Origin of the sequence: Alkalilacustris brevis (assembly GCF_003350345.1) — a bacterium.
Classification (GTDB): domain Bacteria; phylum Pseudomonadota; class Alphaproteobacteria; order Rhodobacterales; family Rhodobacteraceae; genus Alkalilacustris; species Alkalilacustris brevis.
Genome location: NZ_QNVJ01000029.1, coordinates 1 through 15,857, shown reverse-complemented (window position 1 = coordinate 15,857; position 15,857 = coordinate 1). Strand labels below are relative to the sequence as shown.

15 protein-coding genes are annotated in these 15,857 nt (G+C 67.2%); 7 read left to right on the top strand and 8 right to left on the bottom strand.

The features are described 5' to 3' along the window. Positions 1–75: 75 nt before the first annotated feature. From DQ229_RS04285 to dusB, 7 genes are all read right to left on the bottom strand, one after another. On the bottom strand, positions 76–1,584 hold the full coding sequence (locus DQ229_RS04285; RefSeq protein ID WP_114965045.1) for a TrkH family potassium uptake protein: 1,509 nt from the start codon (positions 1,582–1,584) through the stop codon (positions 76–78). A gap of 4 nt (positions 1,585–1,588) precedes the next feature. After that, positions 1,589–2,965 (bottom strand): Trk system potassium transporter TrkA, encoded by a 1,377-nt coding sequence (gene trkA / locus DQ229_RS04280; RefSeq protein ID WP_114965044.1) that lies wholly within the window; start codon positions 2,963–2,965, stop codon positions 1,589–1,591. 91 nt (positions 2,966–3,056) lie between these two features. Then, positions 3,057–4,466 (bottom strand): nitrogen assimilation response regulator NtrX, encoded by a 1,410-nt coding sequence (gene ntrX, locus DQ229_RS04275; protein ID WP_114965043.1) that lies wholly within the window; start codon positions 4,464–4,466, stop codon positions 3,057–3,059. 21 nt (positions 4,467–4,487) lie between these two features. Continuing rightward, positions 4,488–6,758, bottom strand: coding sequence for a sensor histidine kinase NtrY-like (locus tag DQ229_RS04270; protein WP_114965042.1), 2,271 nt, complete (start codon positions 6,756–6,758; stop codon positions 4,488–4,490). 91 nt (positions 6,759–6,849) lie between these two features. Then, complete coding sequence (locus DQ229_RS04265; RefSeq protein ID WP_114965041.1) at positions 6,850–8,226, bottom strand: response regulator; 1,377 nt, start codon at positions 8,224–8,226, stop codon at positions 6,850–6,852. After that, the gene (locus DQ229_RS04260) at positions 8,226–9,290 is read right to left on the bottom strand and encodes a two-component system sensor histidine kinase NtrB (RefSeq protein WP_114965040.1); all 1,065 of its coding nucleotides are present in this window, start codon (positions 9,288–9,290) and stop codon (positions 8,226–8,228) included. Before DQ229_RS04260 ends, DQ229_RS04265 begins: the two co-directional genes overlap by 1 nt. Beyond that, positions 9,287–10,288: a tRNA dihydrouridine synthase DusB gene (gene dusB / locus DQ229_RS04255; RefSeq protein ID WP_114965039.1), complete on the bottom strand. Its 1,002-nt coding sequence runs from the start codon at positions 10,286–10,288 to the stop codon at positions 9,287–9,289. The genes DQ229_RS04260 and dusB overlap by 4 nt, the downstream gene beginning before the upstream one ends. A 189-nt stretch (positions 10,289–10,477) precedes the next feature. Here dusB and DQ229_RS04250 point away from each other — a divergent pair, with 189 nt between their 5' ends. Genes DQ229_RS04250 through DQ229_RS04240 form a run of 3 tightly spaced genes read left to right on the top strand, consistent with a single transcriptional unit; the run spans position 10,478 to position 12,593 of the window. Then, positions 10,478–11,617, top strand: a complete 1,140-nt coding sequence (locus DQ229_RS04250; RefSeq protein ID WP_114965038.1) for a bifunctional 2-C-methyl-D-erythritol 4-phosphate cytidylyltransferase/2-C-methyl-D-erythritol 2,4-cyclodiphosphate synthase — start codon at positions 10,478–10,480, stop codon at positions 11,615–11,617. Further along, positions 11,614–12,111: a phosphatidylglycerophosphatase A family protein gene (locus tag DQ229_RS04245; protein ID WP_114965037.1), complete on the top strand. Its 498-nt coding sequence runs from the start codon at positions 11,614–11,616 to the stop codon at positions 12,109–12,111. Before DQ229_RS04250 ends, DQ229_RS04245 begins: the two co-directional genes overlap by 4 nt. Continuing rightward, positions 12,108–12,593: a CinA family protein gene (locus DQ229_RS04240; RefSeq protein WP_114965036.1), complete on the top strand. Its 486-nt coding sequence runs from the start codon at positions 12,108–12,110 to the stop codon at positions 12,591–12,593. Before DQ229_RS04245 ends, DQ229_RS04240 begins: the two co-directional genes overlap by 4 nt. Positions 12,594–12,849: 256 nt before the next feature. On the opposite strand, the gene DQ229_RS04235 is transcribed toward DQ229_RS04240, so the two are convergent. Then, positions 12,850–13,320, bottom strand: a complete 471-nt coding sequence (locus DQ229_RS04235) for a type II toxin-antitoxin system RatA family toxin (RefSeq protein ID WP_114965072.1) — start codon at positions 13,318–13,320, stop codon at positions 12,850–12,852. A 74-nt stretch (positions 13,321–13,394) separates the two neighbouring features. Here DQ229_RS04235 and hpt point away from each other — a divergent pair, with 74 nt between their 5' ends. From hpt to DQ229_RS04215, 4 genes are all read left to right on the top strand, one after another. After that, positions 13,395–13,934, top strand: coding sequence for a hypoxanthine phosphoribosyltransferase (gene hpt, locus DQ229_RS04230; RefSeq protein WP_114965035.1), 540 nt, complete (start codon positions 13,395–13,397; stop codon positions 13,932–13,934). Continuing rightward, positions 13,931–14,113, top strand: a complete 183-nt coding sequence (locus DQ229_RS04225) for a hypothetical protein (RefSeq protein ID WP_114965034.1) — start codon at positions 13,931–13,933, stop codon at positions 14,111–14,113. Before hpt ends, DQ229_RS04225 begins: the two co-directional genes overlap by 4 nt. A gap of 125 nt (positions 14,114–14,238) precedes the next feature. Then, positions 14,239–14,700 carry a c-type cytochrome gene (locus DQ229_RS04220; RefSeq protein WP_114965033.1) on the top strand — a complete coding sequence of 154 codons (462 nt, stop codon included), beginning with the start codon at positions 14,239–14,241 and terminating at the stop codon, positions 14,698–14,700. 54 nt (positions 14,701–14,754) lie between these two features. After that, positions 14,755–15,639: a cytochrome c gene (locus DQ229_RS04215; protein ID WP_114965032.1), complete on the top strand. Its 885-nt coding sequence runs from the start codon at positions 14,755–14,757 to the stop codon at positions 15,637–15,639. Positions 15,640–15,857: the final 218 nt, after the last annotated feature.

Here is a 15,857-nt window from a genome sequence, read left to right as displayed (position 1 = left end):
GGCCATTTGCAGGAAGTATGGTGCGGGAAAGGCGGAGTTTCCACCCCAAAACCGCAAAGTCCGCCTGCGGCGCGCTCAGCGGCGCCACGACTCGGGCACCAGAAGCGCCACGATCGCCAGCATCTCGAGCCGCCCCAATGTCATGGCCAGCGCCAGGAGCGCGCGCTGCCCGTCATTCAGCCCGGCAAAGCCCGGCCCGGCCTCGCCCATGATCGCGACAAGCGGCCCGGTCGTGGTGACCGAGGCCACCGAATAGATCAGCGCCACCTCAAACCCGGCCCCCGAAATCGAAAGCGCGGCCACCGTGAGCGCCAGCGTGAGCAGAAACAGCATGAAGGCGATCCAGGCGGCATAGGCCCCCTCGCGCCGCAGCTTGCGCGCCCGCCCGCCGCCGCCGGCCACCACGTTCGGATGCACGAGTTTCTCCATCTCGTGCCAGCCTTGCCGGTACAGCGCGTAAAGACGCAAGAGCTTGATCCCGCCGCTGGTGGTGGCCACACCGCCGCCGATCAGCGCCACGCCCGCCAGCAACAGCCCCGGCGCGGTCAGCCCGGCCCAGGCACGGCTGTGCTCCCAGTCGCCCGAAATGAAACCCGTGGTAGTCAGGAACGAGGTGAGCGTGAACAGGCTTCCCCAGATCGCACGCAGCGCGCCGGCAAGGCTGTCATCCTCGCCCGGCGCGGCGCCCAGCCAGTGCCGCAGGAACATCGCCAGCGACAGCACCCCCACTACCAGTGCCGCAAGGTGCAGTTCGGGATCGCGCCGCAGCCGGCGCCGCTGGTCGGGCTGAACCCGGCCCGGCAGGCTGCGCCGGGTGATCGCAAAGATCAGAAAGCCCAACATCAGCGCCTCGCCCAGCCGCCCCGACCCGGAGGCGGCCGGCTCGGCCAGCGGGGTTATGCCTGAGGTCGAAAGGATCGCCATCGCATGGCAGAGCGCGGTGAAAACCTCGTCCCCCGCCACCACCAGCCCCAGCCAGAGCGCCAGCGTCAGCCCACCATAGAGCGGCGCCAGCAGCCGCAGATAGATCAGCAGCCGCGCCGACCCGTCCATGCGCGGCCCCAGCAGCCCCGGCTCGGCGCGACCCACGGCGCGGCCGGTTTCCACCTCAAGCCCGCCCAGATTGAGCGGCGCGAGAAGCGCAATGGCGACCAGAAGCACGAAAAAGCCGCCCAGCCAGCCCACCAGCGAACGCCACAGATGCACCGCGCGCGCGACTGTCTCGGGCGCCTCGATCACCGTCGCGCCGGTGGTGGTGAAGGCCGAAACCATCTCGAACCAGGCCCCGGCAAAGCCCAGCCCCGGCACCGCCCCTGCCATCGGCAGGGCCAGCACCGGCGGCAGCAGCAGATAGGCCCCGACAAGCGAAATCATCTGGCTGCGCACCTGATCGCGCGGATCGTAGCGCTGCGTCGCGACCCCCAGCAGCGCGCCGAACACCAGCACGATGAGCGCGCTCAGGGCAAAGTTCTCGGCCGCCGCGCTTTCGCCCTCGATCAGCGCATAACCGGCAGGCACCAGCATCGCCAGCCCCGCTGCCCCGAGAAGCAGCACAAGAAGCGGCAGATCGACCAGCCGGCGCATCGGATCAGAAATAGTCCACGGAGACCTGCACGAGCCGCTCCACCGCCGGCACATCCGCCGCCAGCGCGAAGATGACGACCACATCGCCATCTTCCAGAACGGTGCTGCCGCGCGGGCGCTGCAACGCGCCCCCCTTCTGGACGGCGCCCACCAGCACCCCCTCGGGGAAATCGATGTCACGGATGCGCTGCCCGGCCATCGGCGAGGCGGCCAGCACCTGCGCCTCGATCACCTCGGCCTCGTTATCACCGACCGAATAGATCTGCCGCACCCGCCCCAGGCGCACATGCCGCAGGATCGACGAAACCGTGGTCGCGCGCGGCACGATATGGGCGTCGATGTTCAGCGGCTCCATCAGCGGCGCAAGCGAGGGGTCGTTGATCAGCGCGATCGAGAGCGAGCAGCCCATCGTCTTGGCCCGCACCGCAGCCAGCATGTTGGTCTTGTCGTCATTGCTGACGGTCAGCACGGCATCGGCGGTCGCAACGCCGGCTTCCTGCAGCAGCTCGGGGTCCAGCCCATCGCCATGCAGCACGATCGTGCGCTCAAGCGCGTCGGCGGCCTTCTCGGCGCGGGCGCGGTCCGCCTCGATCACCCGCACACGCATCCGGCGCGGCCCGGCCTCCAGCGCGCGCGCCACGGTCAGCCCGACATTGCCGCCGCCGATGATCAGTGCGCGTTCCTGCCGCAGCACGGGTTTGCCGAAGACCTCGAGCGAGCGGTCCACGTCATCGGAATGGGTGAACAGATAGATCTGGTCGCCCGCGAAAAGCTGGTCCTCGGGTTCGGGGGCAAAGAGCGTCTTGTCGCGCCGCACGCCGACGACCATCGCGCGCAGGGTCGAAAAGAGATCGGTCAACTGCTGCAGCGGAGTGTTGAGCACCGGGCAGTCCTCGTCCAGCGCGATTCCCATGAGCTGCCCCTGCCCGTCGAGAAACTCGGCAATGTCAAAGGCCGCGGGCGCGCGAAGGCGGCGCAAGGCGGCGCCGGCAACCTCGCGCTCGGGGCTGATGATGACGTCGATGGGCAGATGTTCGCGGCGGTAGAGATCGGAATAGCGCGGGTCGAGATAGCTCTGCGCCCGCAGCCGCGCGATCTTGCGGGTGACGTTGAACACCGAATGCGCCACCTGACAGGTCACCATGTTGACCTCGTCGGAATAGGTGGCGGCGATGATCATGTCGGCGTCGCGCGCGCCCGCGGCATCGAGCACCTCGGGATGGCAGGCAAACCCCGTCACCCCCTGCACATCAAGCACCTCGGTTGCCCGGCGCACCAGTGCGGGATTGTTATCGACCAGCGTGACATCGTTGGTGTCGTTCGACAGCCGCCGCGCGATCTGCCAGCCAACCTGCCCGGCCCCGCAGATGATGATCTTCATCGTCGCTTCCTTCTCGCGGCCCGTAGCCCTGCTCGCAGCCTTGCATGACAGAGCGCCAACAGGGCGTCAATCGCGCCGGCCCCGCGGGCTGTCAGGCCTCGCTTTCCTCGGCGGCATCCGGCTTGCGGTTGGGGCCATTCGCGTTGCCTGTCACGACCCCCAGCGACTTGAGCTTGCGGTGCAGCGCCGAGCGTTCCATGCCGACGAAATTGGCGGTGCGGCTGATATTGCCGCCGAAGCGGTTGATCTGGGTCAGTAGGTATTCGCGTTCGAACAGCTCGCGCGCCTCGCGCAGCGGCAGCGTGGCCAGCCCCCCCGACATGACGATCCGCCCCGGCTCGTCGCTGTTGCCGCCCTCGCCCTGCAATTCCTGCGCGCGGATCGCGCCGTTGCTGTCGCCCAGGATCAGCACACGTTCGATCACGTTGCGCAATTGCAGGACGTTGCCGGGCCAGGCCGTCGTCTGCAAGAGCGCCTTGGCCTCCTCCGAGAGCTCGCGCGCGGGCAGGCCCTGGCTGCGGTTGAGTTGGACGATAAAGTGCCGCGCCAGTTCGGGGATGTCCTCGCGCCGCTCTTCCAGCGAAGGCACGGTGATGGGCACCACGTTCAGCCTGTCGTAGAGTTCCTGCCGGAAGTTTCCGGCGGCAATCTCGGCCTTCAGGTCGCGCGTGGTTGAGGAAATCACCCGCAGATCCACCCGCACCTTGTCGGAGCCGCCCACGCGCATGAATTGCTGCTCGACCAGAACGCGCAGGATCTTCGATTGCGTGCCGGGCGGCATGTCGGCCACCTCATCCAGGTAGATCACCCCGCCATGCGCCTGTTCGAGCAGCCCCTGCTCGATTCCGCGGCCGGCGGATTCGCGGCCGAACAGCACCTCTTCCATGCGCGCAGGTTCGATCGAGGCGGCGCTGACGGTCACGAACGGCCCTTCGGCGCGGCCGGAATTGGCATGGATGAAGCGCGCGGCCATCTCCTTGCCCGCGCCCGAAGGCCCCCAGAGCATCACCCGGCCATTGGATTTGGTGACTTTCTCAAGCTGGCTCTTCAGCGTGCGGAAGGCGGGCGAGTTGCCGATCATGTCGGTCTCGACGACATCGCGGCGCCGCAGTTCCACGTTCTCGCGCCGCAGCCGCGAGGCCTCCATCGCGCGGCCGATCACCACGAGAAGCTGGTCGATGTTGAACGGCTTTTCGATGAAGTCATAGGCGCCTTGCTTGATCGCGGCGACGGCGATCTCGATATTGCCGTGGCCCGAGATGATCACCACCGGAATGTCGGGATTCGAGCGCTTGACGGTCATCAGAATGTCGATCCCGTCCATCGCGCTGCCCTTGAGCCAGATGTCGAGGATTATCAGCGCCGGCGGGTCGGCGTTGATCTCGGCCATGGCGGTGTCGGAATCCGGGGCCAGCCTGATCCCGTAGCCCTCATCGCGCAGGATATCCGCAATCAGTTCGCGAATATCGCGTTCATCGTCAACTATCAGGATGTCGCCCAATTTTATAACTCCTGCAATTTCTTATCGCACTCGCTTAAGGTTGGATGCCGCCTCGGTCAGCAGCGGCAGGCGGATCTCGGCCTGTGCTCCGGGCCGTGCGGCGCCGCCGAATACCGGCGCATCGCCCAGGCGCAGCGTGCCGCCATGTTCTTCGATGATCTTCTTGACAATTGGAAGGCCCAGCCCGGTGCCCTCGTCGCGGGTGGTGACGTAGGGCTCGAACAGGCGCGCGCTGTCTTCCGGCAGGCCGATGCCGTTGTCGCAGATGGTGATGCGCACCGATGCCTCGTCGTGTTCCAGCGCAACGCGGATTTCCGGAGAATAACCCTCGGGGATGCCACTTTTTACAAGGCTTTCAATTGCTTCTCCGCTGTTCTTGATAAGGTTCGTGAAAGCCTGCGAAAGCATCGTGGCGTCGATTTCCAGCACCAGCGATTCATCGGGCAGGTCGGCGGTGATCTTCACGTCCGGCAGCCCCGCCTCCTGCAGCAGAACCGCATCGCGCACCAGCCGCACGATGTCCTGGCTGCGGCGATCGGGCTCGGGCATCCGGGCAAAGCGCGAAAACTCATCAACTATGCGCCGCAAGTCATTGGTTTGCCGTATGATTACATCGGCATGAGAGTCCAGCGCCTCGGCTTCGTCACCAACCAGCGGGCGGAACTTGCGCTTGATGCGTTCGGCCGCAAGCTGGATCGGGGTGAGCGGGTTCTTGATCTCATGCGCGATGCGGCGGGCCACATCGCCCCAGGCCGCCAGCCGCTGGGCGCTGACCAGGTCGGTCACATCGTCGAAGGCAACCACATACCCTTCGAGCGCGCCGCCATCGCTGCGCCGGGTGGCCAGCCGCACCAGCAAGGTCTCAAGCCGCCCGCCCCGGCTGATGCGCAGCTCTTCCTGTGCATGGCTGCGCCCGCTGTCGCGCAGCGCATCGAAAGGCGCGGCGAACTCGGGCACTGCCTCGCCCAGCGGGTGGCCGATCGCCCTGGCCGGGTCGATCTGCAACAGCGTCTCGGCCGAACGGTTCACGAAATCGACCCGGCCCGTATCGTCCAGCCCGATCACCCCCGGCGAGACCGAGGAAAGAACCGAATCGAACAGCCGCCGCCGCGCCTCGATCTGGCGGTTGTTCTCGAGCAGGGTTTCGCGCTGCCGTTTAAGCTGCCGGGTCATCTGGTTGAACACCCGCCCGAGAGTCGCGAATTCGTCATTGCCGCGGTCTTCCAACACCTGCACGTCGAGATCGCCCTGGCCCACGCGCTCGGCCGCGCCGGCCAGCCGCCCCACCGGGCGCGACAGCCGTTCGGCAAACCACAACCCCAGCCAGATCGCCGCCAGGATGAGAATCAGCGCAAACCCAAGGTAAAGCAGGCTGAACTCGAACAGGATGCGCCCGCGCTCGCGTTCAAGCTGCTGATACAGAACGATTGTCTCGCGGGTTTCGTCCAGCAGGTTCAGAATCGCCCCATCGACATTGCGCGACACGTAAAGCAGCCGGTCGGCAAAGGCCTCGAGCGGCACGAGCGCGCGGAATTCATCATTCGTCCAGTCCTTGATGACCACCGTTTCGCCGGCCAGGGCGCGCGCCAGGTCCTCTTCGCCGGGGCGTTCGAAATCGAAGAGATAGGAGCGTTCGCCGCGGGCGCGGATCTCGCCGCTGCCATCGATGACGAAGGCCTCGCGCAGCCCGCGCTGGATCTGCGTCTGGCCCTGGGTCAGGATCTGCCGCAACTCGCCATCCGACAGAAAGAAAACCGCCTGCTGGGCCACGTTGATATACTCGGCCAGCACCTCGGCATCCTCGATCAGGTCGCGCTCGTGCTCGGCCTCGTAGGCCTGCGCGGCGGCCAGCGAATTGCCCACCACCTGCCGCACCCTGTCGGAAAACCAGCCCTCAAGCCCGATATTGATCGTCATGCCCGCGAAAACCGCCACCGATACGGTCGGCACCAGCGCGACAAGGCCGAAAACCCCGGTCAACCGCAGGTGCAACTGCGAGCCGGCCGATTTTTCGCGCCGCGCCGCCACCATCCGGGCCACGCGCGCGATGATCAGCGCCGCGACCACCAGCACATAAACCATGTCGGCCAGCAGGATCAGCCGCAGAGTCGTCGAATCCAGTTCCTGGTTAAGCGGCCCGACCGCAAGAAACGTCGCCAGCACGAGCGCAGGCCCCAGCAGCACCAGCCCCAGGGTGGCAAAGTTCTGCACCCTGCGCCGGCGGCGCAGCCGCACCAGCTTGTTCCAGGTCGCGCTTGTCGATACCCGTTGCAACCGGGTCCCCCCGCCCATTTGGCCGCGCCCGGGCGGCCTGCCGCCGTTTGCAGCCTCGTTCAGGAGTGGCGCTGCACTGACGCCTCCGGGCCACGCTTATGTGACCAATTTACATCAATTTGCGGCGGCGTGTCACGCGAATATCAAGATCGGTGATCTTCTTGCGCAGGGTGTTCCGGTTGATCCCGAGTAGCTCGGCGCATTTCGCCTGATTGCCCCCCGTGGCATCGAGAGCGATCTCGAGCAACGGCAGCTCCACCTCGCGCAGGATGCGGGTGTAGAGCCCCGGCGGCGGCAGGCTGTTGCCATGCAGATCGAAATAGCGCCGCAGGTGCCGCGCTACCGATTCCGACAGCTTGTCGCCCGAGTTCACGCTGCGCAGCGGTTCGGTCGCGGGCTGGTTGCCCAGCACCTGCTCGACCTCGGCGCGGCTGATCTCCGGCTCGATACCGGTCATGATCAGCCGGCGCAGGGTATTTTCCAGTTGCCGCACATTGCCCGGCCATGTGTAGGCGCGGATCACCTCGAGTGCGTCATCGCCGAGCTGTCGCACGGGGCCGCCATCACGCGCGGCACGCGCCAGGAAATGCTCGGCCAGGAGCGCGATGTCATCGACCCGCTCGCGCAGGCTGGGCACCGCGATCGTGACCCCATTGATACGATAGAACAGATCCTGCCGGAAGGTGCCGGCCTCCATCTGCCCGGAAAGGTCCTGCTGGCTGGTGGCAATGATGCGCGGCGCGTTATCGGCGAGATTGTCGAGCATCCGCACGATGCGCGCCTGCGCGGCGTCGTCGTAATCGGCGATCTCGTCGAATACCAGCGTGCCGCCCCGCGCTCGCGACAGCAGCGTCTCGGGGCCATCGAGGCTTTCCAGATCACTGGGTCGGGCCACTACGAAAGGCAGGCCGCGGCGATCCGAGAAATCATGAATCGCCCGCGCGATCAGCGATTTGCCGGTGCCGGATTCGCCGGTGACAAGAACCGGCACATCGCTGTTCATCACTCGTGCGACCAGCCGGTAAAGCGCCTGCATCGCGCCGGTGCGCCCCACCAGCGGCAGATCCTCGCCAGCAATCTCGGCCGGTCTTGGCGGCGCTTCGGGCGCGCGCCGGGCATGGCGGCGGGTTTCCAGCGCGCGGCCCGCGCGTTTCATCAGGTCGGGCAAGTCGAAGGGCTTGGGCAGGTAATCGAAGGCCTCGGCCTCGGCGGCCTGGATCGCCGTCATGATAGTGTTCTGCGCCGAGATCACGATCACCGGAAGGCCAGGGCGCAACTCGGCAATCCTCGGGATCATCTCGAGCCCGTTGCCATCGGGCATCATCACATCGGTGACGACAAGGTCGCCCTTGCCCTCGTCGACCCAGCGCATCAGCGTGGTAAGCGACGATGTCGCATGAACCTTGCAGCCCGCCCGCGTCAGCGCCTGGGTAAGCACCGTGCGGATCGTGCGGTCGTCATCGGCCACCAGTATCGTGCCGTCCATCAGGGTGCCTCCTTGAGCGTCGTCGCAACCGGCAGCGAAATGCGGAATGCCGTCCGGCCCGGCACGGAATCGACGGCAACCCAGCCGTCATGCTCCGATATGATCTTGGACACGAGCGCCAGACCCAGGCCGGTGCCGTTCTCGCGCCCCGAAACGAAAGGTTCGAACACGTCGCCGGCGATGGCCGACGGCAGGCCCGGCCCGTCGTCGATGATCTCGATCTGAAGCGGCAGCGCCCGCCCGCGCATCCGCAGCGAAAGGTCGTAAAAGCTGCGCAGGCGAATGGTGCCGCCCGCATCGCCTGCCGCCTCGGACGCGTTCTTCAGCAGGTTCTGCACCACCTGCAACAGCTGGTCGCGATCGACCAGCGCGGGCGGCAGCGAGGGGTCGTAATCCTCGAGGATGGTCATGTGCGCGGCAAAGCCCACCACGGCCGAACGCCGCGCGCGATCAAGCACATCGTGGATATTCACCGGCTTCAGGTCGGGCGGGCGCAGGTTGCCGAACTGTTCGACCTGCTCAAGCAGCTTCACCACGCGCCGCGATTCCTCGACGATCAGATCGGTCAGCTCGCGGCCGTCCTTGTCCAGGCTCATGGAAAGCAGTTGCGCCGCGCCGGTGATCCCCGCCAGCGGATTCTTGATCTCATGCGCCAGCATCGCCGACATGCCGATGGCCGCCTTGGCCGCCGAGGCCACGCTGTTGGCCTGCCCCAGCCGCCCGGCAATCTCGCGCGGGGTGATCAGCATCAGCAGCCGCCCCGGATCATCGGCCAGCGGCGCGACCTGGATATTGCACATCACCGGCGCACGCTCGCCCGTGCCGACCTGGGCGTCGTTGAGAAACAGCGGCGCCTGGTTGCGCCGCACCCGCGTGCAGGCATCAGGCATGTCGGCGTCTATCACCAGCCGGTCGAAGGCCGGCGCCGCCCGCAGCACGCGCGCCGAGACGTTCACGAACGCCTCGCCCGCCGGGTTCACCTCGATGATCGTATCGTCATCGCCGATGATAAAGGCCGGAATGGGCAGCGACGTCCAGAGCCGCGTGGCTTCGGGCGGGTTCATGCCGCGGCCCTCCGCGTATCGGCCCGCACATTAGCCCGCTCCAGCGCGCGCGGGATCAGGCGCAGCACCTCGGCGGGTTGGTCTGCTGTCAGCACGGCCTTGCGCAAGGCCGGCAACGTGCCCGCGACATCCATGTACCAACCCAGATGTTTGCGCGCCACACGCAGGCCAAGATCGTTACCGTAAAAGCTGAGCATTGCCTCGTAATGCCCTGATACAATGTCAGAAAACTCGTTTTGCGCAGGTGCTTCTGGCACCGGCTTGCAGGCCAACGCCGCGGCGATCTGCGCCAGCAGCCAGGGCCGCCCCTGCGCGCCGCGCCCCACCATCACGCCATCGGCGCCCGAGGCCGCGCGCGCCGCGCGCGCGCTTTCGCCGTCGGTGATGTCGCCATTGGCGATAACCGGGATCGACACTGCCTGCTTGATGCGCGCAATCGCCGCCCAGTCGGCGCGGCCCTTGTAGAACTGGCAGCGCGTGCGCCCGTGGATCGTGACCATCGCCACCCCGGCGGCCTCGGCCCGCCGGGCCAGATCGGGCGCGTTCAGGCAATCGTCATCCCAGCCCAGCCGCGTCTTGAGCGTGACCGGCACACGCACCGCGCCCACCACCGCCTCGATCAGCCGCAAGGCATGGTCGAGGTCGCGCATAAGCGCCGAGCCGGACATGCCCCCCGTCACCTTGCGCGCGGGGCAGCCCATGTTGATGTCGATGATCCGTGTGCCGTTTGCCTCGGCCCAGCGAGCGGCCTCGGCCATCCAGCGGGCATCGCGCCCGGCAAGCTGGACGGCGGTGCGTCCCTCGCCCAGCCCCAGTTCGGCCCGTGCACGGGCCAGCGGGCGACCCTGCACCACCTCCTGGCTGGCGACCATCTCGGAGACCACCCAGCCCGCACCGAACCCCGCCACCAGCCGGCGAAAGGGCAGATCGGTGATTCCGGCCAGCGGCGCCAGCGCCACGGGCGGATCGATCGGTATGCCTGCCAGCGAGATGGACAAATGCCTATTCCTTGTGCGGTTTGCCCTGCCTAGCTAATCGCCCGCCCCTCTGCTTGCAATTGAATGCTGCCGAAATTGCTGACGCCGTGGCCATTTGCCTATTTTTTGTGCATTTCTGGCGCGATCTGCCAAAGCATTGTCAGTTGCCGGGTCATCCCATAGACCAGTCGAATTCAGGCCGGAGAATTCATGACCACAGCCGCCATCATCGTTGCCGCCGGGCGAGGCACCCGGCTGGGGGGCGATCTGCCAAAGCAATGGCAGCTTCTTGCCGGGCGTCCGGTGGTGGCACATGCGTGCGATGCCTTCCGGCGTGCCGGGGTCGGGCTGATTCTGCTGGTCGTTCACCCCGATGACATGATCCGCGCCCGCCAGCTTATGGAGGACGGAACCGAGGTGGTTTCAGGCGGCAGCACGCGCGCCGCGTCTGTGCGCAACGCGCTGGACGCGCTCGAGGGGCGCGGGATGCGCCGCGTGCTGATCCATGACGGCGCGCGCCCGCTTGTCAGCCCCAGGCTGATCGCGCGGCTGCTTGCGGCGCTGGATCGCGGCGTGGCCGCCGCGCCGGCCCTGCCGGTCAGCGATGCGCTCTGGCGCGGCGCGGCGGGCCGCGTGATTGAAGCCGTGCCGCGCGCGGAGCTGTTCCGTGCGCAGACCCCGCAGGCCTTCGACTATGTCGCCATCCACGCCGCCCACCGGACCCATGGCAGCGAGAGCGCCGCCGATGATGTCGAAATCGCCCGCGCCGCCGGGCTTGACGTGGAGATCGTGGAAGGGGATGAGACCAACATCAAGATTACCTGGCCCGGCGATATCGCCCGCGCCGAGCGCCTTCTCGGAGAATTGCCGATGGATATACGCACCGGCACCGGATTCGACGTGCATCGCTTCGCGCCGGGCGATGCGGTCACGCTGTGCGGCGTCACGCTGCCGTTCGCGCAGCGGCTCGAGGGGCATTCCGACGCCGATGTCGGGATGCACGCCCTGACCGACGCGATCTATGGCGCGCTGGCCGAGGGCGATATCGGCCGGCATTTCCCGCCCTCCGACCCGCAATGGAAAGGCGCCGACAGCCGGATCTTTCTGGAACATGCCGCCGCCCGCGTGGCCGCGCGGGGCTTTCGCATCTCCAGCGCAGATGTCACCCTGATCTGCGAGGCGCCGAAGATAGGCCCCCATGCCGAGGCCATGCGCGCCGCGCTGGCCGCAATCATGACCGTCGATCCCGGCCGCGTCAGCGTCAAGGCCACCACCAGCGAGCAGCTGGGTTTCACCGGCCGGCGCGAAGGGATTGCCGCGCTCGCCACAGCAACACTGGTATCCCCATGACAACAAGCCGACTGATCGCAACCTTCTTCGGCGCGGGGCTGATGCGCCCCGGCCCCGGCACCTGGGGCTCGCTCGCCGCGCTGCCCGCTGCCTGGGTCATTCATGTTCTGGGCGGGTTTCCCGCGCTCGCGGTGGCCAGCATCGCGGTGTTCCTGCTGGGCTGGTGGGTGACGATGGTCGAGACCGCCGACACCGATGACCCGGACCCTTCCGAGATCGTCATCGACGAGGTGGCCGGCATGTGGATCGCGCTGTGGCCGGTTTCACTGGGGGCCACCATGCAGGGCGTCGGCATGCTGGCGCTCTGGCCGGGCTGGGTGGTGGCGTTCCTGGCCTTCCGCCTGTTCGACATCTGGAAGCCCGGCCCCATCGGCTGGGCCGACCGGCGCCATGACCCGCTGGGCGTGATGCTTGACGATGTGATCGCCGGGGTGTTCGCCGCGGTGGCGGTGGTCTTTGCCGCCGGCATCTCGCACGGGATTCTGGGCGTATGAGCCGGGCGGCAGGCGAACAGCTGCTGCACGCCGCCCGCGCGGCCGGGCAGCGCATCGCCTGCGCCGAAAGCTGCACCGGCGGGATGATCGCCGCCGCGCTGACCGATATCGCCGGGTCGTCGGATGTGTTCGAGCGCGGGTTTGTGACCTATTCCAACGCCGCCAAGGCCGAGATGCTGGGCGTGCGCCCCGACACGCTGGAACACTTTGGCGCCGTGTCGGAAGAGGTCGCGCGCGAGATGGCCAAAGGCGCGCTGGCCCACAGCCCCGCCGACATGGCGATTTCCGTCACCGGCATTGCCGGGCCGGGCGGGTCGGAGCACAAGCCAGAGGGGCGCGTGTGCTTCGGCCTGGCCCGGCGCGGGCGGCCAACACATACCGAAACGCGCGATTTCGGGGCGCTGGGGCGGGCGAAGGTGCGCAGCGCCACGGTCGATCATGCGCTGGCGATGATGCTGGGCGCGCTGGAGCAGCCCGGCTAGGGCGCCGCGCGCGCGGCGCGGCAGCGGCAGGCCGCGGGCTGGCGCGGCATCATGGGCGTGAGCCCGCCGCGCCATCGGCAGGCCGCCCCCTCGGCCTGCCGATTTGTCGATTACAGGCGCATCGCCCGAAGGTCATACGAGTTTGGCTGCCATAAAGTGCCCCGTTTCGCCGCCGGTCCGGCAGCCCGCGGCCTGCCGATGGCGCGGCTCCACTCCCAAGCGTTTGCATGGCCGGTCTGTGTGGGGGGGGGGCCGCCTACCCGCCCGACCGCGCCGCGCCCGGCCCGTGCAACTCGGCCGCGCGACGCTCGAACGCGCCGACGATGCGCTGCATCGCCTCGTTGAACACCACCCCGATCAGCCGCCGCAGGATGGCGTTGCGAAACTCGAAATCGACCTGGAAATCGACCTCGCAGCCGCCCGTGTCCAGATCGCGGAACTGCCAATGCGCCCGCATGTGCTTGAAGGGGCCGTCGATATACTCGGTGTCGATGCACAGTTTTTCCGGCCAGAGCGTCACCCGGCTGCCGAAACGTTCGCGAAACACCTTGAACGAGATCACCAGGTCGGCCTCCATCACCTCGCCCTCGTCGAAGGGCGTGCGCGAGCGGATGCGCGCGGCCGCCGTCCAGGGCAGGAATTTCGGATAGGCCGCAACATCGGCCACCAGATCGTACATCTGGCGGGCGGTATAGGGCAGTTGACGTTTCTCCTGATGTCGGGGCATCTGGCCTTCGTTCATTATCGGGTGACAGTGGCGCGACATGTCCTAGAATGCGCCGACAAAATCAAGGGGCGCCCATGTCGCAGCAAAACTACGTGATCGACGAGATGATCTCGGCCAAATCCATCGCCGCGCGGGTCGAGGCGCTGGCGCGCGAAATCACCCGCCATTTTCATGATACCGACAAGCTGATCGTGGTCGGCCTCCTGCGCGGCTCGTTCGTGTTCATCGCCGACCTGGTGCGCGAGATCGACCTGCCTGTCGAGGTGGATTTCATGGAGGCGTCGAGCTACGGCAATTCGACAAAATCCTCGCGTGAGGTGCGCATCCTCAAGGACCTGCGCGGCGAGATCGCCGGGCGCGACGTGCTGGTGGTCGAGGATATCGTCGATACCGGCTTCACCCTGCATCATGTGCGCAACCTGCTGCTCAGCCGCGCGCCAAAACGGCTCGAGGTCTGCGCGCTGCTCGACAAGCCCTCGCGGCGCGAGGTCGATATCCGCGCCACCTGGACGGGTTTCGAGATCCCCGATGAATTCGTCGTGGGCTATGGCATCGACTATGCGCAGCGCAACCGCAACCTGCCGCATATCGGCAAGGTGCGGTTCGTGGAATGAACCTGTTCTGGCTTGTGCGGCTGCGTCGCTGGGCGCAGCATCCGCCCTCCAAGCGCATGATGATGCTGATCGCGGGCATCATCGCCGTGGCGCTGGGGCTTGCCGCGGTCGAGCATTTCTTCGGCTGGCCCGAGGCGCTCACCGTCGATGGCCGCGGGATGCGCCTGCGCGCGCCCTGAGGCGCCCCTGCCCGATTGTGCCGGTCACGCTGATGTGACAGGCGCACATGGCCCGCGCGTTTGCCCTGTGGCGAAGCCTGTTGTTAGCATCGCGCTGCATTCGTTCAACAGGTTCAGGAACAGTCATGAAAACCGTAAAACTATTCGCCGCAACCGGCCTTGCACTCATTCTCGGCCTCGGCGCCGCGCAGGCAGAGGGGCCGCACGAAACCCCGATCGAAGCCCGGCAGGGGCAGTTCAGGCTGCTCGCCTTCAATCTCGGCCCGCTGGTCGGGATGACGCGCGGCGACATCCCCTATGACGCCGAGACCGCGGCCGCCGCGGCCGCGAACATGGCCCGCGTGGCCAGCCTTGATCAGCGTGGCCTCTGGCCCGAAGGCTCGGACAATGTCGCCCATGACGGCACCCGCGCCCTGCCCAATGTCTGGGACGACCCTGACGGCTTTGCCGAAAAGCTTGACGCCCTGCGCAGCGCGACCCGCGCAATGGAAGCCGCCGCGGGCGACGACCTCGATGCGCTGCGCGGCGCGCTTGGCCCGGTGGCACAGGCCTGCCGCGCCTGCCATGATGTCAATCGCGCCGACTGAGGCCGCGCCCGCGCCGACAAACGCCTCCGTTCCGGGCCGGGCACCATGCTTGCGATGAGAAAATCTGCAATTGCTCTGGTCACGCTGATCGCGCTGGGCGGCGCGGGATACTGGTGGTTGACCCGCCCCGCCCCGCTGCCCGACCAGGCCTTCGCCGGGCTTGCCGGCGAGGCCCGGGCCGGCGAGGCCATCTTCTGGGCGGCGGGCTGCGCCTCGTGCCACGCCACGGATGACGCCAGCGGCGACGCGCGCCTCCTGCTGGCGGGCGGGCAGCGCTTCGAAAGCCCCTTCGGCACCTTCGTCGCCCCCAATATCTCGCCCGATCCGGAACACGGCATCGGCGGCTGGACGCTGGCGGAATTCGGCAACGCGATGCTGCGCGGCGTCTCGCCCGATGGGCGGCATTACTACCCCGCCTTTCCCTACACCGCCTATATTTGCGCCGACCCGCAGGATGTGGCCGACCTCTGGGCCTTCCTGCAAACGCTGCCCGCCAGCAACACACCGGATGCCCCGCACGAGCTTCCATTTCCCTTCTCGATCCGCCGCAACCTCGGACTGTGGAAGGCCCTTTACCTTGATGACGGCTGGGTGCTCGAAGGCGCGCTGAGCGACGAGGTACAGCGCGGGCGCTACCTGGTCGAGGCGCTGGGCCATTGCGCCGAATGCCACACCCCGCGCGACCGCCTGGGCGGCCTGGACACGGACCGCTGGATGCAAGGGGCGCCGAACCCGTCGGGCGAAGGGCGCATCCCGCCGATCACCCCCGGTGAACTGGGCTGGACGCAACAGGATATCGCCGGCTATCTGGCCAGCGGCTTCACCCCCGATTTCGACGTGGCCGGCGGCGCCATGGCGCCGGTCGTGGAAAGCCTCGCACAACTGCCGCGCAGCGAACTTGACGCCATCGCCGCCTATCTGCTGGCACTGGAGGATTGAAACGGATTTCTCTCAAAAGCCGGCGGGATATCAGGTGCCCCCCGTCCGGCCCCGCACATCCCCCACCGCCACAATATCCGCCGCGCGCCCTTTTGCCGGTGACGGATGCCTTCGGCGAGGATATTTTTTTCACAGTGAAGGGCAATGGCGCGCCCGCAAATTCACTGTGGCAAAATATCCCCGCCGGAGGCTTCGGTGCGGCGCAGCCGCGCCGAAAA